This is a genomic window from Dapis brunnea BLCC-M229, from assembly GCF_050015995.1.
Classification (GTDB): Bacteria; Cyanobacteriota; Cyanobacteriia; order Cyanobacteriales; family Microcoleaceae; genus Trichodesmium.
Map to the genome: position 1 here is coordinate 25,148 of NZ_JBNHEP010000099.1, position 24,795 is coordinate 49,942.

A 24,795-nucleotide genomic window follows, 5' to 3' on the forward strand; every position below is an offset into this window, starting at 1 on the left:
GTCGTTCCCAACAAACAAAAAATCGGAGCGAAATTTCACCATTGACAAATTCGAGCTTTGAGTCAGAACCTCCTTCATTCAGACAAAGACAACCTCGTCCCTCAGATACAACTAATATTCTAGAAACCAGACTTTCTCCAGTTGCACCTTTGAATAATTCTGAAATTAGATTATCTGTAGAACCAGAACCATCCTTACCAAGAGTATCTGCCATTAGAGAAAGAATTCCAATTGCTGAAACTGACTCAGAGTTGATAACGAATTATCCAGTTGTGCAGTCTCTCTCATCCACTCATACTCAATTTCCAACCGCACAAATTTTAACCGAAGCTAGTATTCGAGAAATTTTTAGTCAAATTGAGGCTCAAACCGAGCAAAAACCTGCTGCGATTTATGTCATTACTCATCCAAACCAATTGACTGAACAAATTGAAGGTGTGGAACTACAGAATTTCACAAGCGGACTAACTTTAATGTTGGTCTTGCCAGATGGTAAACCAATTGTCAAAACTATTCCAGATGTAGAAGCGAAAAAACTCCGTCGAATTGCAAAAGAATTTTATATGGAAGTCAGCGACCCTAGAACAACAGGATGGCCGGCAGCTCGCCAACTATATAAGTGGTTAATTGCTCCCCTAGAAGCCGACTTAAAAGAGGCTGGTATCAATACTCTCTTATTTTATTTAGATGAAGAGTTACGTTCAATTCCCTTAGCTGCCTTGTATGACGGGCAAAATTTTTTGATTGAGAATTATAATTTTAGTCTAATTCCCAGTTTGAGTCTTACCAATGCTAGTTATGAGGGGCTGGAAAATGCTGAAGTTCTGGCAATGGGAATGTCGGAATTTGTAGACAAACCTACTCTACCTAGTGTTCCAACTGAAGTTTTAACTATTACAGAAAAATTATGGTCAGGGGAAGTTTTACTCAATAAATCTTTTACTCTAGAGAATCTTCAGAAAAAGCGGAGCCAACAAACATTTAAAATTATTCATATAGCTACTCATGCTAACTTCTCTCCCGAAAATCCTCCCTACATTCAACTTTGGGATCGAAAACTACCTCTGAAAGAACTCCGAGATTTAAAGTGGTATAAACAACCCCAGGTGGAGTTGTTGGTTTTGAGTGCCTGTGAAACAGGTTTGGGGAATACATTAGAAACTGAAATGGGATTTGCCGGGTTAGCTCATCAAGCTGGAGTCAAGTCTGCCTTAGCAAGTTTGTGGCAAGTTAGCGATGTGGGAACTTTGAGGTTGATGATTGAGTTTTACCGTAACTTAAAGTCAAGTTCGATTAAAGCAGAAGCTTTGAGAAACGCACAGTTGGCTTTGTTGCGTGGAAAGGTTGAGGTTGAAACAGGTTTGCTCCACTCCACTCGGGGAGATGCTTCGGTATCAAACACCTTAGCCCTTCGTTTACAGACAGAAGATTTATCTCATCCTTATTATTGGGCTAGTTTTACAATGATTGGTAGTCCATGGTAAGCGATCGCCTAATTCTTTCTAACCCACATTCCGCACTTCATAATGTAGCACAAAAAGGTACATGAATCATTATCAGAATTTGAGTCAACAAATTAAACAAATTAATTCTATAGAACATCAAAAAATCAGTGGCACGATTATTATTGGTGAACTAGAGAGTTCTGTTGGCAACAGAAAACACAGGAGCAACAACACTCCCGTTGATAGCATCAATCAATTTTCTCAATATTCAGGTAGTGCAATGGTTCTCCGAACCGCCCAGAGAGTGAGCGCGTGCGATCGCATCCCGAAGCGTATTACAGATAATATTTTTGACAACAAGAGGGTAAAAACTCTAAAATCAAGCTTCGTTCTTCAGTGAGATTAACAACTTTTTGAGATTGATTTATTGTTAACGAATGCACCCCTTGAAAGCATTGAAATATCCATCTTAATGTAGGAGTATTTGTCATCTTTCCTAACTGGTTTTTAACTCCATTATTGGTTCTTTTTAAACTATTTCTCAACTCTCTTTGGCCGAGATTATATACTAATAAACAGAGTGACATAACAAATAATATTGTTTCTACTCTTTGAGGTTTTTCTACAAAAAAACTATCGGCAAAAAATTGTGGGTCTTTGAGGAACCTAAACCCCCTTTCACAAGCCTGTTGATTTTTATAGTTCCACAGTATTTCTGAGCTAGAAATTTCTGAAGATAACTCAATATTCGTCCCCAGAATAAATCGACCAGCCACTAGAGTTATTCTTTCTATCTCCGAGGCTCTTGGTTGAATTTCTATTTGATGATGATAGACTATAAGCTGTTCATTCAAAATTTTTTCCCTGATTTCTACAGACTCTATACTCCATAATTTCAGTTTTTTGTTGATAGATTTCAAGTAATTTTGAGCTTGATTAACTGTATCAAATCCAGTTGTTTCTATTTTTTTAGCTAGCTTTAATGCCGTCTTTTTTTCTTGTTCAATTTTCAACTCTAATTTCTGGATATCACTTTTTTTACGCTCTGCACTTTCAACGATTAACCATCTTTGTTTAACTCCAGCATAAGTGACTTTTTGCTCTAACCATTTATATCCTTTTTTTTGAAGAACTCTATTTATTTCTGGATTTTCTGGCTCTGTCTCCGAGGAAATTTGTACTTCTTCAAGGTCTAATTCAATTATTTCTTTTGCTTTTTTCAGAGTCATTGGGACTCTAGTTATCCATTTTAAATTTGAAATTAATTTGATATTCTCTTGACTATATAAAGCACTATCACAGACCATAATACTATCTAGTTTTATTTGTTTTTTGACCTCGGTTAAAATTTGACCAAACACTGCTTTATCTGATTCATTCCCATCAGCAGTTCTCATAAACAATGGTATTCCACTATCACTGCTGACAATTAAATCTAGTACACATTGTTTTAAAACTATCAATTATCTTATGAATATCCTTTTGTTATTAATATTGGTTTTTGTTGATTATTTTCAGTAGATTCAATTTGATAATATTCTCCATGTAAATGAAACGATGTTGAATCCAAGTGGGCATATTTGGTCTCAATTTCAAACTTTTTGGTAACTAATATTCCTATTTCTATAAATAAATTTGTTAATCCCAATTCATAGATATCATCCATTACTCTACCGATTTTATCATCGTTTAAATATTCAGATTTTATATCTGTTCCTAATAATTTCTCTACAGCCTTGTCTTCAAAGAACTGACTAAACAAATATAACGGACGTGATACCATACCTAAACCGTTAAGAATTAAAGCTTTAATTACTTGTCCTGTGGGAATTTTTTCTCGATTATCTACTCCTAATTTTTGGTTAATTATTTCCACAATTCCTATCTCATCAATTAGTCCCGCAATTATTCCTAAGTGGTCGATGTTTTTAACTGTTATTTCTTCTATCAGAGACATTTTTTATACTAAATAATAACGCAATCATCAGCTTTATGATCTCACTTGCAGTTGCCAAATGCTATAAGTAATTCTACTCAATTAAATAGATGGGTCTCTGTAACCTTTTGTGATACAATTTGAAGTGCGGAATGTAGGTAATAACTATAATGTTAGTAGTGCGTTAGCACTACCTTCTCTATAGTTATTATTACTTTTTTTACTGTCTACTATACACTGTCTAGTAACTACTAGACACATTTGACCCTACTATGCTACTAATATCAAGTCACATTAAATAACCTTAATATAGAGTAAGCAGAAAAGACAAGGAATATGAATAATGCCCAAGCGAGTCAGTATAGAAGATCACCTAAGTGTAGCAGCCAGCAATAAGAAAGCCCCGGACCAGCAATAATGATCATTTTGAGCCAGGATTAACTGCAACTAAATTGATGTTTCAGCCAGAATTAAATGCAACTAGCCAGCAATAACTTTTTTCGGCCAGAATTAATTGCAAATAGTCTAAAACTTTTGTCCCATCTACATTTCCCAATAATTTCTTTATTGGTGTGGTAAATTAACTCGTCGTTAATCACAATACTTTTACTTTGAAATATTTACGGCTTTCTTAACTTGAAAAAGCCGATTTTCTCGTTGATTCAGGCTTTTGAAACCAGGAGTAAAAAAAACGTTCGTTTTCTTTACTTGTCTAGTTGCAATTAATTCTGGCTCAAAAAAGTTATTGCTGGCTAGTTGCATTTAATTCTGGCTCAGTTGCAGTTAATTCTGGCTCAAAAGCAAATCTAGTTGCAGTTAATCCTGGCTCAAAAAGTTCGTTATTGCTGGTCCGGGGCTTTCTTATTGCTGGCCGCTACATCTATGGCTTCAAACTGGCTCTCGAAGTTAGAGCCACGACTTTCAATGGAAATATGAGGTGAAATATGAAAAGACCAAAGCCAAGGGGTTTCGGAAAGAGAGGAAATCCCTCTCAGGACCCTTCTTCTAAAGTCTCAGGATTGAGAGGAAGTATCGAACTGGTCAGACAGGGCTATCCCCAATTCAGGAATTTTTCAGATGATGAGTTGGGCAGATTGTGTTCGCTGCTCGATAGAGCCTTGAAGACCTCGATAGCTTCTCAAGTTGTTGAACTAATAGCAATCTTCGATCTAGAGAACCGTACTTGGGCGATTGACGTAAACTGTGATCCAAATCGACCGAGTTCCGATTTAGCTGAAGAGATAAGCTCGACCCTGAGAATCTCCAAATGCCTTATAACAACGTTCCCCTGCGATTTCTTGAAGAACTCTCCTGACCGCCAAACAGCTTAATTACGCCAGAGAATAAAGATTCTTACGTAAAATTCTTTCATAAAAAGGACACTTTTGTTCACTTCCATCTTGTCTCCAAACTCAAACCCACTTGAATAAACCTGAATAAACCTGAATCTTTTCCTGAATCCAACTGAACTTTTCGGGATTTTTTCTGCCTGAAGTTGTTGCGATAATATTTTCAACACAGTGAATTGATGTCTGAGCAATTTCTGGCGGAAGGAAACCATGAGCGTGTCCTGGAAAAAACTGTTAGTCCAAACAATTTTCTGGTTAGTGGTCGAAATTGTACTCAACTTTCTGGGATTAGATAACCTAGCTGATTACAGTGAATTTATCTTTGAGAAAAATTTCAACAGTCCCAGTAGTGGAGTTACTCAGGCAATTTCTTTAGCTATTTAATTTTCTGCGGCTCGAATGAAATTCCAATCCGGGCTGTCGATTGTGACCATATTGAGTTCAGAAAGTTGAATTAGGGTTAGAACTAGCGAGGCTGTCATCACATGTGATTAAAGCGAAGGGTAAAGCACATAAAGCACTATCCTTGAATGTACCTTGATCAATGAAGGATCAAAGAAGTGAATTCCATTTTGTTCATAGGTTTTGTAGTCGATCTCAGATATTTTATGAAATCCTAATTTTTTAAATATTCGACATGAATACTCACTTGCAGCACAGACCTTTATGAAGGAAACTCCACTATTCTTAGCAATAGAAATTGATTTTTTGACTAACTGTGTTGCCAGTCCTTTTTTACGGTAGTGTGGCGCGACTGTTAATTGCAGGAAAGATATACCCGTGTTATTTGGGTTAGTGATACTCTCCTCTAGATCTGCAAAGAAACGATGTCGTTTTTTTAATCCTGGGGACTTTTCAATTAGTTGCTTCTCTAAGGATACTGTATCAAGATTGGGATATGGTTCACTAAGACGGAAACCAATTATTTCACCGCTACTCGCACTTTCAATGACCAAAGAGCATGGATTGTTGATGACAGAAGGGTGCGTGTGTGTCTGAATGATATATTCAATCAATTCCTGTTTTGGCACAATCTTAGAAGATACCATCAATTGAAACTCTGGATCATCATTAACCGAAACCGAAGTTAGGAGATGGGAGATACCTGGTACGTCAGCCAAGGTTGCATTGCGTAATATATCTGTCATAGATAATCGCCCTAAATTAAAGAAATCATGTCATTTGTGTTTTCGGGGCTTAAGTAGCGGTCATGAGTTATTTTAGTACATTTGTTCTGCGAAGACCTGCTCCCTGCCCGATTTATGCCCAATCCTAATCAAGCAATCCCAGAAGATTTATGACCAGCATTAAGAACAGCGTTAATTACTTCTTTTATATCTTCAAGTTTAGCATTGGGGTTCAGTAGGGTAAACTTCAAAAAAGTATTGCCATTAAACCGTGTCTCACCAATAATTATGCCTTCTCCCATCAGAGTCAAGCGAATTTTTCTATTTATAGTATCAATATCTTTATTACCAATAGGTTTATATCGAAAAACTAACGAAGAGAGTTCTGGCTCATTTAACAGCTCTATCTCATCCAATCCCTTAAAGTATAAAGCAACAGCACTAGTAAGATCAAGTAAACCTTGAAGTATATCTTCTATACCAGACTGTTTCATCCCTTGGATCGTGAGCAGGAACTTCAAAGAATCAAACCTCCTAGATGTTTGCAGTGACTTGTCAACAAGGTTCTTCATTCCCACCTCAAAATCTTCTTTTCGATTCAGATAGTCTGACTCAAAATTTAGATTTTGTATATATTCCTTATTATTGCATAAAAATAAACTTGAAGAAATGGGTTGAAAAAGCATTTTATGCAGATCGATAGTAATAGAATTTGCCAAGGACAAATGGCGTGTCCACCTCACTTTGGGATTAAATATCATTGCTCCACCATAAGCAGCGTCTATATGGTGCCACATGCAATATTTTTTAGCAATTTCAGCTATTTTTTGAATCGGGTCAACACTTCCATAGTCAGTTGTGCCAGCAGTAGATACAACACAAATTGGAATAAAATTATTAGAAATATCTTTGACAAGCTGTTCTTGGAATTTTTTGAGATCAATTTTAAATTTTTTATCAACATCAAGCTTGACAACACTCTGTTCACCAAGACCTAATAACCAAGCACTTTTTTCAATTGTAAAATGAGAAACACTTGAACAGTAAATTCTAAATTTACTTTCTATATCACCTAATGAGTCTCGCCTTGAATTAATATTATATTGTTGCCTCTTGATATCTCTAGCCAACAATATACCCATCAAATTTGATTGACTTCCTCCGGAGGTAAAAACTCCATCAGAACTATGGTTTTTTCCAAATATTTTCTGTAGAAAAAAGCTAACGACAAGTTCATCAATTTCAGTGGCAAAAGGAGCTTGATCCCATGAATCAAGGGAAGGATTTAAAAGCCCAATCAGATATTCCCCAATAACTGTTTCTATAGATACAGTACTATGAAGGTGAGCCATATAAAAAGGAGAATATATATTGATTGAATGCTCGATATATAGATTGGATATATCTTCTACAATAGAATCTAGATTTTTATCTGAATCAGTCGCTAAATCAATACCTGAAATGAGTTCTTGTAACTGTTTTGGTTCGACTCCAGAAAAGCAATGCCTGTCATTTGTTAACCGTTCAGCTAGTATTTTATTGATTCTAACGATGCTTTTACTGATAGCATCCAATCCTTCACTATTATTGATGCCTAAGAAATGATTAGTTTTCATTGATAGATTTTTCAATTGTAGACACTACAGTCGCTAAACCTTTTTCCAGTTCTTCAATACGGATCGTTAAAGGTGGCAAAACTTTAAGAACTTGGTCGTTGATTCCTGCCGTTTCGATGATTAAACCCTGGCGAAAACATTCTCTGGAAATAATTTTGCTGAATTTTTGATTAAAGCATTCAATGCCCCAGATGAGGCCACGCCCTCTAACTGCAAGCTCAGTACTAAAGCTTTCAAGAAGCTTGTCTAAGGTTTTTTTAACGATTTCTTCTCTTTTTTGTATGCCTTGAATAAACTCATCATTTACCCAATAATAATCAAGGGCGGCTGCGGCTGTAACAAACGCAAGATTATTTCCTCTAAAGGTTCCATCATGTTCTCCTGGAGTCCATCTATCTAAGTCCGGTTTTATTAGTGTTATAGAAAATGGAAGACCAATACCAGAGAGTGATTTTGATAAGCAGATCACATCAGGAGAGATACCAGAATTCTCAAAGCTAAAAAATGTTCCAGTCCGACCACATCCGACTTGAATATCATCAACAATTAGGATGATATCGTACTCACGGCATATACTTTCAATTTCTCGAAGCCACTCATAGCTGGCAATCCGAATACCACCCTCAGCTTGAATTGTTTCTAGGATAACTGCTGCTGGGATATCATAACCGCTACCCCGATCTTCAAGATATTGCCAAGGGGATTATTGGGTTCTTAGTCATTTGTCAAAAAAATTAGATGCGTTTTCCCTGGTAGTTTTAGAGAATAAGTTGAATAATACTTCTGACTTGTGAACCTTTCAGACCGGAGAGAATGTCAAATGATGCTTAATTTCCTCCAATAAATCTACTATTGATAAATCGGAAGGCAAAATTTTTGTAGCTACCTTACTCAAGACTAAATTTAGATTTTCTGGTGTCATATTTTTTGGTAATTGATAATCAAAATGTTCCAACACCAATATAGGAGGCTTTGTAATTATTTGGTCTAAATTAGATAATGCTTTATCCAAACCAGGGGGTAAATTTCCCCGCAAACAAATTAACAATAAATCCACACTCTGATTTTCCAAATCCTGTAAAACTTCAACCCAAGATTTAGCAATTAAACCTTTAAATCCAGAAGTTTGAATATACTGAACTAACACCTGCGTACTATCAATTGGTAATTTAGTTTCTTCACAATCTTTCCAATTTTGATTAGCCACTTCCAAATCAGAAATCAAACCAGAAAAAGTCGGAGAATTAAAAGTATTATTTCCTAAATCCATCCCCTCTTCCCGCTCTTCCCCCTCTTCCCTCTCTTCCCTCTCTTCCCCCTCTCCCTTTCCTGGCTTTCCTGGGATAAAATATGATAAATTAATAACAGCTTCCTCAGACAAAACATTTTTTAAAGGTACTGTCAAATCTTTAATATTTGCTACATCCATAACTAATATAGTTGGCAGCCAACTCATTCCCGCAGCAATAGAAATTACTTGCCACAACGCCGAAGTTAAACACTCATAATCAAGTTTTGTTTCAGTTAAATTATTCTCATTTTTCTCAAAAGCCAAACAAGGAAACACAGACAATTCTTTCACCTGATTAGCAGCTTGAGTAGTTTCCGAATCCAGAGTTACTAAAGGAATACCTGCCAAGGTAGAATATTGACTTAAATTTTTAATAAATTCAACTGGAGTAATTAGATTAGAAATTTTCTCTATCAGAATAACATCAGGCTGCCAAATCTTAGCAAGTAAATTAGCTTGAGCTAAATCATCTGCCTCTATAATTCTGTATTCATTAGGAAGTGAAAGAAACTTATCCTCATAGATAGAATCTTCTGTAGTAGGCTGCTGAAAATTATACTTGCCAGGGATTAAACGCAGAATTACTAATTTTTGATAATGCTGTTTTTTTGATGCTGCATCAGTAAATTCTGTCAATATTTGCTCTAATTCCGATCGTTCTACAGGCAGGGTTAAAAATTTATTCGCTCCATTAATTATCCCTCGTTCTTTCTCTCCTCTGGTGGAAGTTATTACTACAGGAATCTGACAAGTATCAGTATCAGTTTTCAGAAGAGTTAAGACATCCCAACCTGATAAAAGTGGCAATAATGGATTGATAAATATTAATTTTGGTTGTAACTTTCGTGCCTTTTCAACTGCTTCTGTACCAGAACGTGCAATAACAACTCGATAACCTAAACTTGTTAATTTATTTGTTAAATCTTCAATAAATCGTGGAACTGCTTCAACAATTAGAACTAAACGAGATGAATAATTAATGATAGGTAATTGGTAATTATGAACGGGTAATTTACTATCTTTTTTGGTACGAACTTCATTTTCTTCAGTAGAAATAAATCCTCGATCTTTGAGAGCATCATTTGTTTTCCATCCCTCCTTTCCTAAATCTTTTAGAGGTGGAGTAGGTGGTAAAATTAATGTAAATTCACTTCCTTTACTTTCCTGAGAAATGAAAGTAACATCCCCACCATGTAAACGAGCTAAACGTTGAGTTAATACTAAACCTAAACCAGTTCCTTCAAACTGACGACTGAGAGGATTTTCTAATTGTTGAAACTTCTGAAAAATCAAATGTTGCTTGTCAGGTGGTATACCAATTCCAAAATCCCAAACTGTAAAAGTTATCCACTTTTCCCATCTAGCTACTTTCAATCCCATCTTGCCATCTGCTGCAGTAAACTTTAAAGCATTGGATAACAAATTTACCAACATCTGGCGCAAACGCAATTCATCTGCAGTTATAATATTTAGACCCTTCTCTATTTCCAAAGTATACTTTGCCCGGATAGAATCAGTAAATATAGCAGAAGATTGACCTTGAGGATGCTTATGCTGAAGTTGTAAAGCCTCCTGAAGAGCGCGATCGCAAACTTTCCGAATTTCAACTGCTTCTGGGTTTAATTCCATCTGACCAGTTTCGATGCGAGTCAAATCTAGAATATCATTAACTACAGCCATCAAATGACGACCACTTTGATGAATGAGTTGAGCATAACGAGTTTGACGTTCATTGAGATTTCCCAGAGTCTGCTCTTTCAACAAACTAGACAAACCCAATACAGCAGTTAATGGTGTTTTTAGTTCATGGCTAATACAAGCCAAGAATTCATCCTTAAGTCGATTAAGCTGAATCAAATCGGCATTTTTAGCTTGTAATTCCTTTGCCACCAAGTGTTGTTCTGTGACATCCTGAGCTAAAACTAATGTCAGCTCAAAAAATTGCTGACTGCTAAACTGCCATACTCGCTCTTGACCATTTTTTTGAGGACAAGTACAAACGTAGGTATCTGGCTGAGTATTATAACACCAACTAGAAGCAGAATTTGACTTTGGTATTTTGGCTCGTTCTTGTAAAAGTGTAGTAGGGGAAATTTTCCGATTAGTTATCGCTGGACATGAAAATGTAACACTATCTCTCAGCACAGTTAAAGAGTCTGGCATTTTTACTTTTGTCGGCTTTTGTGTAATATTTTTAGAAGATAAGCCTACAACTGCATCTACAATTTCTATTAATTCAGATTCTTTTTCGATCTGAGAACGCCATGCCAAATTTTGATTAATTACTTTACCATCATTGCTCTGTAACATTAGAGGTAGAGGCAATTTTTCTAAAAGCTCTATTAATGAACAGAGATAGGAAGAGGTTTCTACTGTTCCTTGATTAAGCAAATCTTTTGTAACTATTTGCTGCGTTTCTGGAGAATTTTCTGGTTCAGAAATATTTAGCTTTAGGTCTTCAATTGTAGAAAGAAATTCTAATAGACCCAAACTATCTAGCAATCCTAAAAATTTACCCTCTCGATCTACTACACCAATAGGTAAACTAGAAGACTCTTGGTTAATCTGCTTTTCAGACTTTTGCTGGAGATATGGCCATAATTTTTCAACAGTTAAATCTGCTGGTAAAATTCTCATATTATCCAGTGTCAAAAAACTTACTTCAGATAGAGGTTGTTGCCAATTCCCAATAGGAGAATGAGTTAAGTGTGTTGGTTTCTCTGAAAAAGAGACTATATTTATATAAGGAATTAAACTATGCCAGTAAATTAATCCTAGTGGTTGGTGTTGATAATTTACTACTACTAACTCGTTACATTTTTCTCTACAGAAAATTGACCATACTACCTGTAAATTTTCTGTTTGTAAGCATACAGGTATAGGAGATATAAATTTTTTTAAAGTCGTGTAGGATATTAACATGACAGTTCGGGTATATAAGCTGAAATATATTCATTAAGGGTATATTGACTAACCGGACTATAATTTAGGCCATTCAGAACGGAAACCCTTATCCCTACATCTGTCCACAGATAATTAACAATAATTATTAAATTAAGTTAACACCTGGTAGGAAAATCCCGTTGAGCTTTATAGTTAGCTAAAATTTTGACATTGATGCTAATGATGACAGAATTGAATATTTATGGCAGTATACAGATATAGGATTAATACTCCTCCTTTCAGATAATGCTATGTTGGAGGTCTTGTAAGAAAATTCAAAATAATTTTGCTGAACCTATATTCATATATAGCTATATTCTTCATGCTATCCTCCTTTCTCAAACTCTAGAGGTTGTCTATGTTAATATTTATTACATTATTTGTTGACTTCTTGAATGTAATAAAATTATTTTGTTATGGAGATTTCTCAGATTACAGATTTTCAACCTAACCCAGACTTAGCTACTGTATCTAAAATTTTGTCTACTCAACTATCTATCTGTATATATTTGCATGATGATAAATTTGCTACTTCAGTAACCAAGTTACTGAGTAGAGAGCGCTATCTTATGGCACTAACTAACTCTCGCCGAGAATTTGTCCAGCTTATTGAAGAGAATACTAACATAGATTGTCTCCTATTCCAAGAGTATTCTGAACTAACTTCTTTGATACATAAGTTACACAATAAATCTATTTTATTACCTGCTGTAATTATCAAACAATCTGAGTCAGAAAATTATCCAGAAACTCAGGAGTTAGTTAATAATGATTTAACTAAATACAATCCCCAGCAAAAGTATCAAAATTTTATTTACCATCAAGCAGAAATTCCATTATTAACCAATCAACTGAGCCAAATAGATTTTTATATTGAGCAGGCAATTCAAAAATTTCTGACACTTTCTCCTGCTAGTTCCTCAAAAGATGAATCTCAAATATTTAGTCAACAATCTGATGATCATACTAAAAATATACTTCATCAACAGCAACACAGATTATATACAAAATTAAGGGAAAGATTAGGATACCTAGGTGTGTACTACAAAAGAAATCCCGCAAATTTTATTAGGAATATGGCTCCAGGGGAGGGCCGTAAGTTTGTAGACCAACTTAAGTTAGAATATCGTCACATTGTTCTCAAATATTTTTCTCAGGATAATTCTCTGAATAATAGAATAGATGAGTTTGTTAACCTATGTTTTTTCTCAGATATTCCTGTAACACAAATTGTAGAAATTCATATGGATTTAATGGATGAATTTGCTAAACAACTAAAGTTAGAAGGACGTAGTGAGGAAATGTTGCTGGATTATCGATTAACTCTTATAGATACAATAGCACACCTGTGTGAAATGTATCGACGTTCTATTCCTAGAGAATCTTGAGAACTAGATTATTAAATAAAAATTAACTAGCAAAAGATTATAGTAGGCCAATGCTAATCTAAATGCTTGTGTAGGAATAGGTAAGTTTAATAACTTCAAGGTATATAAAAAGATAGAAAAATAACTTTTATTTAATTTTAAATTTAGTATCTAAAATCTGATTTCTGTCTTACTAAGAAGACTTAATACTTTGAGCTGTAAATATATTTAATCAATTAATTAATTCCTAAACAAAAATTATCTGTATTTGATTGAGGTTAAAGTATTATGAAATCGGCTCTTCATCAAGGAAAAACTATTCAAACAAGCTGAAAAAACTACTTGAGAATAACTATGAGTCCTCTGAAGAAAACCTATGTTTTGAAGTTATACGTTGCTGGAAATACCCCTAATTCTGTGCGGGCATTAAAAACACTCAAAGAAATTCTTGAACAAGAATTCCAAGGAGTTTATGCCTTAAAAGTAATAGACGTATTGAAAAATCCTCAGCTAGCAGAAGAAGATAAAATATTGGCTACACCAACTTTATCAAAAATATTACCCCCACCTGTCAGAAAAATCATTGGAGATCTTTCAGACCGGGAAAAGGTGTTAATTGGATTGGATCTACTTTATGAAGAACTTAACGAAGAGGAATATAATCTCTAATACCAATTTAATAAAATGTTGCTATATTAGCTTTCTTGGTAGGATTCAGCAGTCATAATTCAGGATATAATAATTCATAATATTTATTTTAGATTAGAGTCAAATATGGCAAAAATTGAAGAAAAAACAATCTCTTAGAGTATAAGATTTTTTTAGCCAACAGCATAATTTGATTTATAGCCCCTAACTTGGCAGTAATTCTCTTAAGATTTTTATCCCAACTTTACTTTCAATAATTAATAATTAATTATTAATTATTACCTCTTCTTTTTAATAAAAGGATTGGTTAAAAAGAATTTTTTTGTTATCTTGGTCGATTGGATATGGCGCACTTCGGAGCGGCTCTGAAAGAGCGGGAAACTTAGCCATCCCATCCTACTCCATACTCCGAAACGACAGCTCTCTTGGTCGATTGAGGCTAGCGAGGAAACCTCGCCATCCCATCCTACGGAATGCTGCGCAAACGACCGCTTTTTTCTCCTTGACAAGGAGAAGCTTTAAACCTTAATTTTTAGGTAAAATCAAGATTGGGCAAAACATTATCCCATAGTGGAGCAAACTATAATGCTAGGATAGATACCCTAGTACGCCTCGGTCGATAGAGAAAACTGGGGCCAACTAAATTAGGCTAGTAGACTCCGGCGTGAGTTCAATTACCATTTATTTTGGCTCTATAAAGACTGAGTAATAAGTGCTGATTGACATCCTCCCGACGCTGCTCTAGGAGAGAGCGTGGGATTCCTTAACATCACTGTTAGGGGCTTTCTGTTTTATAGCACCCGCCTTCCGAGATTTACTCTCTTCAGGTCTTACAGTCGCTCCTAAAGACTTGCCAGCCCGGTCTTGGGGGTCTCCCCCATGAGCGACTGGCGCTGACACTGCGAGTCCCGCAGCCAAAATATTTACCGAAGCGTTAATGTCGCGGTCATGGTGACTACCACACTCTGGGCAATCCCACTCCCTGATATTTAGAGGTAACTTCTCAAGGATATGCCCGCAATTAGAGCAACATTTAGAACTAGGAAAATATCGGTCAATTTTTATTGATGGACGGGAATCCCGCGCTGTACCGCAGGTCAGCGTCGGGAGGATGTCAATAACCTACGTCCATACCAATCAGCTTTGTATTCTAATTGCCTGACTAATTCTCCCCAGTTGGTATCACTTATTGCTTTTGCTAACTTATGATTTTTGACCATATTCTTTACTGCTAAATCCTCAACTACTATCGTTTGGTTTTCTCTAATTAATTGAGTAGTTAGCTTATGGGCTTCAATAATTAATGATTAATAATGAATAATTAATAATTACCTCTCCTTGAAAACGGATAGGATTGACTAATCATGAAAATTTTTATTAGACATCTCCGATAATCAAAAATTAAATCAATTATCTCGTATAAATTATCAATTCTTTCTCCCTGCTCCCTGCTCCCTGCTCCCTGCTCCCTCTTTTCCGGAGCTATTTATTATCCCCTTAAAAGGGGAGGCTTTAAACCAAAATTTTTCGGTAATCAAGCCTTGAATCTTTAATCTTCGCATGTATCCTGGCTACTTTCAGTCGTGCTTTTTGATAGTTATTTGACCATGAAGTTTTCCTACACAGAGACTTTTGAGTTAACCTCAGTTTTCTGTATAGCTTGTTCAGATTTTTAGGGTTAGCAACTTTTTCTCCATCACTTGTAGTTAAGAGACTGGTAATTCCTAAGTCAATACCTATCTGTATTCTTAACTAGCTTTAGATTTAAATCTCTAGGGTCATTAATTCTCAGAGATACAGACCATCTACCAGACGGGTCAAGTTTTACAGTGATTGTACTGGGTACACAATTTTGTGGCAGTTGTCTACTCCATTTAATAGGTAATGCTTCAGAACATTTAGCTAAATAGACTTGACCATTTCTCTACTTAAATGCCGACTTTCTAAACTCAGCACTACCCCCTGAACGTTTTTTCTTAAAATTAAGATATTTGGCACGCCCATTAAAAAAGTTAGTAAAAGCACTTTCCAAATGCCTTAAGCCTTGCTGCAATGGTAAACTACTTACTCTGTTAAGAAAATCTAAATCCTCCTGCTTTTTCCCAGAAGTAAGCATGGCCGAAGTTTGCTTGTAACTCACTCGCTCTTTGTTATCATACCAAGCTTGAGTTCTAGCAGCCAAAGCTTTGTTGTAGACTAAACACACGCAGCCCAAAGTTTTCCGCAACATACTTTCCTGTTCAGAAGTTGGGTAAAATCTAAATTTGTAGGCTTTTTCAACCATCCTTTGTTACTTTTCAAATATACATTTTGACAGATTATGTGTCAAACTGCAACATTGACTGGCATTCCCATACAGCGCTACCCTACGGAAGAGCGCGGGTATAAAAGCCAACATTAAGATAAAAATAGTAGTGGACTGTTTCATCTTAAATGTTGCAATAGATGTAGGTTGGGTTTAGGGACGTAGCAAGATCCCGTAAGAGTAACCCAACAAAAATCTTTCTCCCCCTACTTCCCTACTCCCCCACTCCCCTATTCCTCTAATCCCTATGCTTTTTAAGTTGAAACAGTTCTGTAGGTATATTCTCGCCCTAGTCTACTACTAGACAGTGCGAAGTTCTTTGAATAACTATTGCTAGCTAAGGCTTTCAGCAACTCAAGCTTAGAAACTATCCATTCATACCTGTAGGTGCTGTAAGCCCTTTCCAGTAAGACTTTCAGTCAGATAAGCAAATCGTTTTTTAGAAGAACTTTGTACTCTCCAGTCTACTAGTTTGTTAGTTTTATTGAATGGCGAAACTTTTTAATCATTACTTCTAGTAGAGATAATTGATTTTAAGGTAAGTCGCGCGAAATTAGGAAACCGAGTCAGTATTCCAACCATTTCCATGGCTGCTTATTGCCTTTTGTAGAGAGAGGAGCGTTCCTCACAGAAGAGATACCTCTTGCAAAGAAGAGTTAACGCTAACAAGCTGGGGAGAACTTCAAATTAACTTTAGCTTAATCAGCGAGAAGCCCCGCGCTCTAACCCAAAGGAGTGGGAGTCGTATGGGAGAACCGAGCTTACCCTTGGGGTGTCGATCCATCGAAGACAAGCAACACCGTTATCTACCATTGTCGGGATTTTTGCTATAATCCTTTATAGCGAATTCAATTTATCCTAATGCTAAAGGTAGTCAAAGTCAGGTTGTACCCAAACAAAGAACAAAAGCAAGCCCTAGAGCAATCCTTTGGGAATTGCCGATGGCTTTGGAATTGGGGACTTGATTTGATGAACCGGACTTATAAAGACACAGGAAAGGGTCTTTCTAGCTATGACGTTAAAAAGATGCTTACTTGGCTAAAAAAGGATCATGAGTGGCTGGCACTTACCTATTCGCAATGCCTCCAAGAAGTCTGTATTAACCTTGGTACTACCTTCAACAACTTTTTCGAGAAGATAGCTAGATACCCTGATTTTAAGTCGAAACATGGTAAGCAGTCAATCCAATACCCTCAAAATGTCCAGGTGAAAGGAAAAACCCTAAAACTTCCAAAAATAGGTGAGGTGAAAGCGATTTTTCATCAAATGTTTGAGGGTAAGATTAAAATAGTCACCGTCAGTAAGAATCGCTGCGACAAATATTATGCCTCTATCTTGTTTAACTATGGAAAAGAAAAGCCAGAGGCTTCTACTGAAGGTAGAGCTATAGGTATCGACCTGGGTTTAACTCACTTGGCAATTACCAGCGATGGTTCAAAGTACGATAACCCTAGGTGGCTGAATAAGCACGAGCAGAATCTAAAAATTAAGCAGCAGCAGCTTTCGAGAAAGCAAAAGGGTTCTAATAATCCCTCGAAAGCTCGTAAAAAAGTAGCTCGTTGCAGAGAAGATTTTCTGCACAAACTATCGCGTAGGATAGTAGACAAGAACCAAGTCCTGTGTGTTGAGAATCTTCACATTAAGGGAATCCTGAAAAACCACAACTTGGCTTACCGCTTTAGCCAAGTTGGTTGGGGAATGTTCTGCACAATGCTGAAGTATAAAGCAGAACAAGGAGGAAAGGTTTATTTAGAAGTAGATAGGTTTTTCCCTAGTTCTAAGACTTGTAACGTATGCTTAAACCAAGTTAAAAATCTGTCGCTTGATGTCCGAACCTGGAGTTGTCCTAGCTGTCAAACTCACCACGACCAGGACATCAACGCTGCAATCAACCTCCGGGGAGAGGGACTACGAATTTTGACCTGTGGGACGCGGGGCTAAGCCTACTGCCCAGATGTTAAGACCAAATCGTAGAGGACGAAAGAAATCTACGGTAAGGCATTCTGTTGGGTAGGAAGCCCGTGCTGTATGTGTAGAGCATCAGTACCGGGTAGTTCACTATTGTGTGATATAAATTTTCAGGGTATATATCAGGAACCCCTAGCAAAATTTTTTCTAATTTTAAATTAAAAGATATGAATCAAAATAGTGAGTCTATTAAAAAGGACAGAATAGCAACGGTAGGAGTCGAGAAAATTAAAACCATGATTGAGGGGTTTGACGACATCAGTCATGGAGGAATGCCAGTTGGCAGAACAACATTAGTGAGTGGTACATCTGGAACTGGTAAAACATTGTTTGCTATTCAATTTCTTTACAATGGAATTACCTATTTTGATGAGCCAGGAGTATTTGTAACTTTTGAAGAATCTCCCCATGATATTATTAAAAATGCCTACAGCTTTGGTTGGAATTTACAGAAATTAGTTGATGATGGGAAATTATTCATATTAGACGCTTCTCCTGACCCAGAGGGACAAGATATAGTTGGCAATTTTGACTTATCTGCTTTGATAGAAAGAATTCAATATGCTATTCGTAAGTATAAAGCTAGAAGAGTTTCTATTGATTCAGTAACTGCTGTATTTCAACAATACGATGCTGCTTCGGTAGTCAGAAGAGAAATATTTCGTTTAGTTGCACGACTCAAACAAGTTGGGGCAACGACTATTATGACTACAGAAAGAGTAGAAGAATATGGCCCTGTAGCTAGATTTGGGGTAGAAGAGTTTGTCTCTGATAATGTTGTTATTGTGCGTAATGCTCTGGAAGGTGAACGTAGACGTCGGACAATAGAAATATTGAAACTTAGGGGTACAACCCACATGAAAGGGGAATATCCATTTACTATTACTAATGATGGTGTAAATATATTCCCTCTAGGGGCGATGCGATTAACTCAGCGTTCTTCTAATGTTAGGGTTTCCTCTGGGGATGAGATTCTCGATAAAATGTGTGGTGGTGGTTTCTTTAAAGATTCAATTATATTAGCAACTGGCGCTACAGGTACAGGAAAAACTCTTTTAGTAAGTAAATTTATAGAAAATGGTTGTATAAATAATGAACCTGCGATGCTTTTTGCCTATGAAGAATCCAGGGCTCAATTGTTCCGTAATGCCTCTTCTTGGGGTATAGATTTTGAAGAACTAGAAAAAAGAGGACTATTAAGAATTCTGTGTACTTACCCAGAATCATCAGGTTTAGAAGACCACCTACAAATTATTAAATCAGAAATTGCTGATTTTAAACCATCTAGAATAGCTATTGACTCTTTATCTGCTTTGGCAAGAGGAGTAAGTAATAATGCTTTTAGACAATTTGTCATTGGGGTGACAGGTTTTGCCAAGCAAGAAGAAATAACGGGCTTTTTTACTAACACTACCGATCAGTTTATGGGGTCTAATTCTATTACAGATTCCCATATTTCTACTATTACTGATACAATTCTGATGCTTCAATATGTAGAAATTCGTGGCGAAATGTCTCGCGCTATTAATGTCTTTAAAATGCGTGGTTCATGGCATGATAAAGGTATTAGAGAATATACAATTACAGCCCAAGGTCCTGATATAAAAGACTCCTTCCGTAGCTATGAAGGAATTATTAGTGGTTCTCCAACTCGAATTACAGTTAATGAGAAAAGTGAGTTGTCTAGAATTATTCAGGGAGTTCAAGAAAAGACAACAGATGAATAATATCAAGAATAAATCTTTTGCTAATGGTGCGATTTATTTAACCTCAATTACGCTAAAATCTAGGAGGAAAAACAGAATCTTAAGTTTTACTTAAAATGTAAATGAACATACTTGATTTTCAAAATTGAACATGATATTATTGATATCCTATTTATCATAAAGACGTGGGGATTCTTTACCACCCTACAACTTGATCGCAAAATTGTAGTTGCAGTTGGGGAGTTGAAGATTCTACCAGATTTGCTTTCCTTGTGAAAGTATTACTTGTCCTCCACCTCTGTTTTAAGCCTCGGAATGGCTTACTGTAACAGCATCGAATACTTCTAGTTTATCTCTAGGATGGACTTAAACTATTGCCCTTTGTTTCGCTGTGTGACATGAAACCTATTAGTGATGCGTAGCATGATTTTTCACTCTTGCTAGCCTAGGACATGTTTTACATCCAATCAAAATATATATCGACTGAAGGCTGAGGTAAGAGTTTCAAGCATTTCTATTTCTATTGTAACTGTAACAAAAGTCGCCCTAAAAGGCCAAGAATTAAAACCAAAATTATCGAAAGTATTTCTATAGGTTGAAAAACTAGCAACTTTTAGTCTAAAAGCTTGTTAAAATTAACTCTACCTTAAAAACTATAGAAATTAATAGATAAATGATTTGATAAATGGGCGGTACTGGATTTGAACCAGTGACATCCTGCTTGTAAGGCAGGCGCTCTACCGCTGAGCTAACCGCCCAACTTTTATTAATATAACACATATTATTAAATATGCAAGTAAAAAATTTTCCTTTATCTGCTAAGTTTGATAAATATAAGTTATATATTTTTTGGCCTACATTAAATCTCCTATGCCTAGTGGTAGTACCCATGACCGGATAACCTTGTGGAGTTTGCCCATCATCACGGGCTTAAGCTTTGGGTTGGTCCGTAGTACCCACTTAACCTTATTTGTGTCTGGGGGTTTTTTATTTAGTGGCCTAATGTTCGGCCCCGACCTGGATATCAATTCTCGACAATTCCAACGTTGGGGTTGGTTTAAGTGGCTTTGGCGACCCTACCAAAGCAGTCTTAACCATCGCTCCTTTTTATCTCATGGACCCATAATTGGTACTGCACTACGACTACTATATTTGTTAACCTTGTTTTTAGTCTTGGTAGTATTGGGTTTAATTATAGATCAATTACTAAGCTCCGAAGGGAGGACTTTAGGATTTGTTGCAAGTTTGTGGCGATCGCTTTCCCAACATTATCAAGAAGTGATTGCTTTATTAGTAGGTATAGAACTTGGTGCAATGAGTCATTCTCTTAGTGACTGGAGTAGTTCTGCTTACAAACGCTTTAAAACTAAAGGTTTATCTGGGTTACTCCCCCAAATCAAACTTCAAAAACGACAACGTAAGTCCACTCGTAAATCTAGTTCCTCAAAAGTTGTTGCTTCAGGTAGTCGTCATCGTACTAAAAAATAAAGATAACATAAAGTTTGAATGGATGAAAGGCTATTAGACTCTAAAATATAAATAAATTATTTATCAATACTGAATTATACCAATGCTACCGGATTTGATATTAGGGCGTGCTGCTTAAGTATAAGGACATTGAGAAGAATTCATCAAGCGTTACCGTCAATGCAGCTCCAACAAACAATAATTTCTTGAAAGAGAATGAACGGAGGACAGTACAATGCCTGCAATTGAAAGGATACAATTTCCGCAAGATGAGAAAATCACGGTTCAAGTTCATCGAATCAGACAGATTGACAACCTAGATTTTGATCCACTTATTACAAACGAAGCCGACTTTTATACGCGGATTCATATCGATGATTTTGAGTGGCAAAGTCCAGTAGAAAGTGGTCAGGATGATGTTAGCCCTGATTGGACAGTTACCCATGCAGCGTATGGTTCCATTGTGCCAATCACAATCAATGCCTTCGATGAGGATAGGTTTACAAGTGACGATATCGTTGATATCAATACTGGCGGCCTCCTCCGAGGGTTGAGGCTAAACTACGACCTGCTAACTGGTGAAGTTTCAGATCGAAATAATGGTGGGATTTACGGTTTTAATGGTCAGGAAATCAGTATTTCTGGCCGTGGCACTGACAAGAGAGCCAGAATTTGGTTTAGCATCAGCAGTGAGCCACTGGAGGAAACTCAACACCAATTCTGGAACCAAGATAGCCCTAGTGTCCTAGATGAGGCTGGAGGTAATATTTCAGGTGATTTATTTGGCGCTGGCTTTACCTCCGGAGATTTCAATAATGATGGCTACACAGACTTAGCGGTTGGAGTTCCTGGGGAAGAAGTTAGTGGATTCGATAACGCAGGTACTGTCAATATTCTTCATGGTTCAGAAGTAGGCTTTACAGGAGCAGGAGAACAAATATTTTCAAAAGATGGCCCAATGTGGGGCGAATCCTTTGGTTCACGTTTAGCATCCGGAGATTTCAATAATGATGGCTATATTGATTTAGTTGTTGGGGTACCTTCAAGCGAGAGTGTTGGTGTCCGCTATGGCTCCGCAGCAGGCATCACATTCTTGACTGGGGAGCAGCTTTGGAGTCAGGATTCTCCAGGAGTTTTAGGTACTCGGGAACTAGGTGATTGGTTTGGAAGCAATGTTGTTGTTGGTGATTTCAATAACGATGGGTATGAAGATCTTGTCATTGCTGCTCGTTTTGAAGATCTAACAACGGACACAGGTGATGTTGAAGATGCGGGTGCAGTTAATGTACTGTACGGTTCGTCCATGGGGTTAAGGGGTGCTGGTAGCCAACTCTGGCATCAAAATACTCCAGGAGTATTTGGAGTCGCCGTTAGTGGGGATAAGTTTGGGTCAAGTCTAGCAGTTGGTTACTTCAATAAAGATGATTATTTAGATTTAGCAATTGGAATTCCCGGTAAAGACATTGTAACCAGCAGCAATATTGAGGATGCTGGAGCGGTTCAGATCCTGTATGGTTCTGCAACTGGACTAACAGCTCGTGGTAATCAGCTTTTGCATCAAAATAGTCCAGGAATTCCCGATCAGGCAGAGGTAGGCGATCACTTTGGAGGTAGCTTAACAACTGGAGACTTTGATAATGATGGTCTTTCTGACCTTGCGATTGGTGTGACTGGGGAAGACATCGGCGATGATATTGCGATTGAGGATGCAGGTGCTGTCAATATTCTCTATGGTGATGATGAAGGACTTGCCTTGGCTTTAGAAGGAGGAAACCAGATTTGGTGGCAGGATGCTCCAAATATTGAAGGTCGATCTGAGGAAAATGATTACTTTGGTGCAGCCCTAGCAGCAACAGATATTGACCGGGACGGAGATGATGATTTGATTATCGGCGTACCTTATGAAGACATCGAGGAGGGAGACGATATCATTCTCGATGCAGGTGTGGTACAAGTCATACAAGGCTCCTCTACAGGAGGATTAACTTACATAGACAATTATCTTCTGTATCAAGACAGTCCTGGCATTCCAGGGGCAGCAGAACGAGGTGATTTTTTTGGGAGTAGTTTAGGTGTTGGTAATTTTGACCTAGATCCCGGCGGAATAATTGCTGATACAACCAATGGCAATGATATTATTATCGGAGTTCCAGACGAGGATATTGGGACAATCAGAAATGCAGGAGCATTCAATGTTGTTTATGGTGAAGGTGACCCACTGGTAGTTGCTGGGGTTGATAATGAGATCGTTCGACAAATTAGTCCGGGTCTCTTCCAAGATCCCGATTTTCAAACAGGCGATTCTTTTGCAGAAGTGTACCCCAACCTACCTGCTGCCCCGGATAATGATCCAAATACACTCATCTTTACCAACACCCTCGAAGCATTTATTCTTGATGGTAACTGGGGAGGCTATAATCCAATACAGTTCACTTAAGGATTTTTTGAATAGGGAAGAAGGAAGAGGGAAGAGGGAAGAGGGAAGAAATAAAGTAGATGAGTCTATAGATCGATACAGTTCACTTAAGGATTTTTTTGCCAGTTTTGTAATCTGAATATCTCAGTTTAATGGTTCCATACCTTATGAATTTTGGTCTTATCTGAACTGTATTGGGCTATAATCCTAACTAATAATCATAAGGATTTTTAGGCTTAGGAATTGATTCTATTTCGGTCGGCAAAATTGTTAATTTACGTTGACCGCTCAACTCATCAGTAATCATTTTTCCTTTCACTTTCAACCAACTATCTTGAGGATATTTACTCCGACTTCTGCCTTCTGGTAATTTAACTGGTAATCCCACCGGATAAGCATCAGCAGCACAGCAAGTTAGAATAAATCTAGATATCCAGAAATATTGCTCAGATAATCCACGGGGATAAATTACAAATCCAGTTACTTCAACTTTTTGACCATTATAAGCATCTGGTTCTGGATAAACATTTAAAGTCCTGATCCATTCAATTAGCGATCGATCTTCTGGTTTAGTTGCAGTCCGAAATTCTTGAGGTTGACTTCTAGTTACTGGCAAAGATTCTGTTAAGCCTCTTTGTAATGCTGTTTGACTGGCAAAAACTTGAGGAGTAATTGTTAAAGCTAGTAAAGCAGATATTAATAGTAAAGTACTACTCCAACCAGGAGGAAAAAGGTTAATATGTTGATTTTCAATTATACTAACTTCTTGTTTCGATATCTTTGATAATCCATGATTTTTGCTAATATTCCATAACTCCCATATTTTGCATCCACCTAATATTAATAAACTGATTCCAGCACCAACAGTTAAACCAAAATAACGGGGATGAATCAATATATATAACTTCCCTGTAAGCCAATAATTTATTAACAAAAAACCCCAAGCCAAAATTGCTGTCACATCTAACCAAGCTTCATATCGTTTAAGTAGATAAAATAATGATTTTTCAACCTTCATATAAAAAGTTATTTCTGTAAATGATGAGCTAATACCAATTAGATAAATGTTTGTTACAAATAGCTAGGGGGATTTTTAAGAGTCAGGAGTCATAATAACTTCCTTCAATACCATTTTTAGGTCATCAATCATCTTTTTTGTTAAAGATAAATCTGCTCTCAAATATTTTTATCGACCTTACTATTCATAACAT

The 24,795-nt window shown here is 36.8% G+C and carries 18 protein-coding genes, 1 tRNA gene and 2 pseudogenes; 9 read left to right on the top strand and 12 right to left on the bottom strand.

The genetic code is table 11. The annotated features are described in order from the left end of the window. Nucleotides 1-1,484, top strand: a 1,484-nt coding sequence (locus ACP6PM_RS11870) for a CHAT domain-containing protein (protein WP_426584825.1), incomplete at its 5' end; no start/stop codon positions are given. A 61-nt stretch (nt 1,485-1,545) separates the two neighbouring features. Beyond that, nucleotides 1,546-1,845 carry a hypothetical protein gene (locus ACP6PM_RS11875; protein ID WP_426584826.1) on the top strand — a complete coding sequence of 100 codons (300 nt, stop codon included), beginning with the start codon at nt 1,546-1,548 and terminating at the stop codon, nt 1,843-1,845. On the opposite strand, the pseudogene ACP6PM_RS11880 reads toward ACP6PM_RS11875, so the two are convergent. Beyond that, nucleotides 1,781-3,402, bottom strand: a pseudogene (locus ACP6PM_RS11880) (IS1634 family transposase). The gene ACP6PM_RS11875 and the pseudogene ACP6PM_RS11880 sit on opposite strands and share 65 nt — an antisense overlap. Nucleotides 3,403-4,940: 1,538 nt before the next feature. Between ACP6PM_RS11880 and ACP6PM_RS11885 the strand changes: the two are divergent. Beyond that, nucleotides 4,941-5,114, top strand: coding sequence for a hypothetical protein (locus ACP6PM_RS11885; RefSeq protein WP_426584827.1), 174 nt, complete (start codon nt 4,941-4,943; stop codon nt 5,112-5,114). Nucleotides 5,115-5,221: 107 nt separating this feature from the next. Here ACP6PM_RS11885 and ACP6PM_RS11890 read toward each other — a convergent pair whose 3' ends face one another. From ACP6PM_RS11890 to ACP6PM_RS11905, 4 genes are all read right to left on the bottom strand, one after another. Next, nucleotides 5,222-5,878: a GNAT family N-acetyltransferase gene (locus tag ACP6PM_RS11890; RefSeq protein ID WP_426584829.1), complete on the bottom strand. Its 657-nt coding sequence runs from the start codon at nt 5,876-5,878 to the stop codon at nt 5,222-5,224. Between the two features lie 128 nt (nt 5,879-6,006). After that, complete coding sequence (locus ACP6PM_RS11895; protein ID WP_426584831.1) at nt 6,007-7,473, bottom strand: pyridoxal phosphate-dependent decarboxylase family protein; 1,467 nt, start codon at nt 7,471-7,473, stop codon at nt 6,007-6,009. Continuing rightward, the gene (locus tag ACP6PM_RS11900) at nt 7,463-8,134 is read right to left on the bottom strand and encodes an aminotransferase class III-fold pyridoxal phosphate-dependent enzyme (protein WP_426584974.1); all 672 of its coding nucleotides are present in this window, start codon (nt 8,132-8,134) and stop codon (nt 7,463-7,465) included. Before ACP6PM_RS11900 ends, ACP6PM_RS11895 begins: the two co-directional genes overlap by 11 nt. A gap of 138 nt (nt 8,135-8,272) precedes the next feature. After that, the gene (locus ACP6PM_RS11905; RefSeq protein ID WP_426584833.1) at nt 8,273-11,686 is read right to left on the bottom strand and encodes an ATP-binding response regulator; all 3,414 of its coding nucleotides are present in this window, start codon (nt 11,684-11,686) and stop codon (nt 8,273-8,275) included. 437 nt (nt 11,687-12,123) lie between these two features. Here ACP6PM_RS11905 and ACP6PM_RS11910 point away from each other — a divergent pair, with 437 nt between their 5' ends. Together ACP6PM_RS11910 and kaiB are read left to right on the top strand one after the other, a co-directional pair. Next, nucleotides 12,124-13,095: a circadian clock protein KaiA gene (locus ACP6PM_RS11910; protein ID WP_426584835.1), complete on the top strand. Its 972-nt coding sequence runs from the start codon at nt 12,124-12,126 to the stop codon at nt 13,093-13,095. Between the two features lie 333 nt (nt 13,096-13,428). Next, a complete protein-coding gene (gene kaiB, locus ACP6PM_RS11915) occupies nt 13,429-13,743 on the top strand; it encodes a circadian clock protein KaiB (protein ID WP_293106238.1) in 315 nt (104 codons plus the stop codon). A gap of 720 nt (nt 13,744-14,463) precedes the next feature. Here the strand turns inward: kaiB and ACP6PM_RS11920 are convergent. The 5 genes and pseudogenes from ACP6PM_RS11920 to ACP6PM_RS11940 all read right to left on the bottom strand — a co-directional run bounded on the left by ACP6PM_RS11920 (nt 14,464) and on the right by ACP6PM_RS11940 (nt 16,006). Further along, nucleotides 14,464-14,640, bottom strand: coding sequence for a hypothetical protein (locus ACP6PM_RS11920; RefSeq protein WP_426584837.1), 177 nt, complete (start codon nt 14,638-14,640; stop codon nt 14,464-14,466). 60 nt (nt 14,641-14,700) lie between these two features. Then, a pseudogene (locus ACP6PM_RS11925) lies at nt 14,701-14,841 on the bottom strand (hypothetical protein); the annotation flags it as partial. Beyond that, nucleotides 14,820-15,023, bottom strand: a complete 204-nt coding sequence (locus ACP6PM_RS11930) for an IS200/IS605 family accessory protein TnpB-related protein (protein WP_426584976.1) — start codon at nt 15,021-15,023, stop codon at nt 14,820-14,822. The pseudogene ACP6PM_RS11925 and the gene ACP6PM_RS11930, both read right to left, overlap by 22 nt. A gap of 211 nt (nt 15,024-15,234) precedes the next feature. Further along, a complete protein-coding gene (locus ACP6PM_RS11935) occupies nt 15,235-15,468 on the bottom strand; it encodes a transposase (protein ID WP_426584978.1) in 234 nt (77 codons plus the stop codon). Between the two features lie 178 nt (nt 15,469-15,646). Continuing rightward, nucleotides 15,647-16,006 carry an RNA-guided endonuclease InsQ/TnpB family protein gene (locus tag ACP6PM_RS11940; protein ID WP_426584838.1) on the bottom strand — a complete coding sequence of 120 codons (360 nt, stop codon included), beginning with the start codon at nt 16,004-16,006 and terminating at the stop codon, nt 15,647-15,649. An 882-nt stretch (nt 16,007-16,888) separates the two neighbouring features. Between ACP6PM_RS11940 and ACP6PM_RS11945 the strand changes: the two genes are divergently transcribed. Together ACP6PM_RS11945 and kaiC are read left to right on the top strand one after the other, a co-directional pair. Beyond that, nucleotides 16,889-17,968 (top strand): RNA-guided endonuclease InsQ/TnpB family protein, encoded by a 1,080-nt coding sequence (locus tag ACP6PM_RS11945; protein WP_426584840.1) that lies wholly within the window; start codon nt 16,889-16,891, stop codon nt 17,966-17,968. A 194-nt stretch (nt 17,969-18,162) separates the two neighbouring features. Further along, nucleotides 18,163-19,722, top strand: a complete 1,560-nt coding sequence (gene kaiC, locus ACP6PM_RS11950) for a circadian clock protein KaiC (protein WP_426584842.1) — start codon at nt 18,163-18,165, stop codon at nt 19,720-19,722. Between the two features lie 665 nt (nt 19,723-20,387). On the opposite strand, the gene ACP6PM_RS11955 is transcribed toward kaiC, so the two are convergent. After that, nucleotides 20,388-20,459 (bottom strand) — tRNA-Val (locus tag ACP6PM_RS11955). 112 nt (nt 20,460-20,571) lie between these two features. On the opposite strand from ACP6PM_RS11955, the gene ACP6PM_RS11960 reads away from it, so the two are divergent. Together ACP6PM_RS11960 and ACP6PM_RS11965 are read left to right on the top strand one after the other, a co-directional pair. Beyond that, a complete protein-coding gene (locus tag ACP6PM_RS11960; protein ID WP_426584980.1) occupies nt 20,572-21,189 on the top strand; it encodes a metal-binding protein in 618 nt (205 codons plus the stop codon). Between the two features lie 442 nt (nt 21,190-21,631). After that, nucleotides 21,632-23,605 carry an FG-GAP repeat protein gene (locus ACP6PM_RS11965; protein WP_426584844.1) on the top strand — a complete coding sequence of 658 codons (1,974 nt, stop codon included), beginning with the start codon at nt 21,632-21,634 and terminating at the stop codon, nt 23,603-23,605. 190 nt (nt 23,606-23,795) lie between these two features. Here ACP6PM_RS11965 and ACP6PM_RS11970 read toward each other — a convergent pair whose 3' ends face one another. Continuing rightward, nucleotides 23,796-24,602, bottom strand: a complete 807-nt coding sequence (locus ACP6PM_RS11970) for a TIGR03943 family putative permease subunit (RefSeq protein WP_426584846.1) — start codon at nt 24,600-24,602, stop codon at nt 23,796-23,798. Between the last annotated feature and the right edge of the window lie 193 nt (nt 24,603-24,795).

Bases quoted from the DNA above. Each gene is read 5' to 3' on its own strand.
- ACP6PM_RS11875 (WP_426584826.1), top strand. From the start codon at position 1,546: ATGAATCATTATCAGAATTTGAGTCAACAAATTAAACAAATTAATTCT.
- ACP6PM_RS11885 (WP_426584827.1), top strand. From the start codon at position 4,941: ATGAGCGTGTCCTGGAAAAAACTGTTAGTCCAAACAATTTTCTGGTTA.
- ACP6PM_RS11890 (WP_426584829.1), bottom strand. From the start codon at position 5,878: ATGACAGATATATTACGCAATGCAACCTTGGCTGACGTACCAGGTATC.
- ACP6PM_RS11895 (WP_426584831.1), bottom strand. From the start codon at position 7,473: ATGAAAACTAATCATTTCTTAGGCATCAATAATAGTGAAGGATTGGAT.
- ACP6PM_RS11905 (WP_426584833.1), bottom strand. From the start codon at position 11,686: ATGTTAATATCCTACACGACTTTAAAAAAATTTATATCTCCTATACCT.
- ACP6PM_RS11910 (WP_426584835.1), top strand. From the start codon at position 12,124: ATGGAGATTTCTCAGATTACAGATTTTCAACCTAACCCAGACTTAGCT.
- kaiB (WP_293106238.1), top strand. From the start codon at position 13,429: ATGAGTCCTCTGAAGAAAACCTATGTTTTGAAGTTATACGTTGCTGGA.
- ACP6PM_RS11940 (WP_426584838.1), bottom strand. From the start codon at position 16,006: ATGGTTGAAAAAGCCTACAAATTTAGATTTTACCCAACTTCTGAACAG.
- ACP6PM_RS11945 (WP_426584840.1), top strand. From the start codon at position 16,889: ATGCTAAAGGTAGTCAAAGTCAGGTTGTACCCAAACAAAGAACAAAAG.
- kaiC (WP_426584842.1), top strand. From the start codon at position 18,163: ATGAATCAAAATAGTGAGTCTATTAAAAAGGACAGAATAGCAACGGTA.
- ACP6PM_RS11960 (WP_426584980.1), top strand. From the start codon at position 20,572: ATGCCTAGTGGTAGTACCCATGACCGGATAACCTTGTGGAGTTTGCCC.
- ACP6PM_RS11970 (WP_426584846.1), bottom strand. From the start codon at position 24,602: ATGAAGGTTGAAAAATCATTATTTTATCTACTTAAACGATATGAAGCT.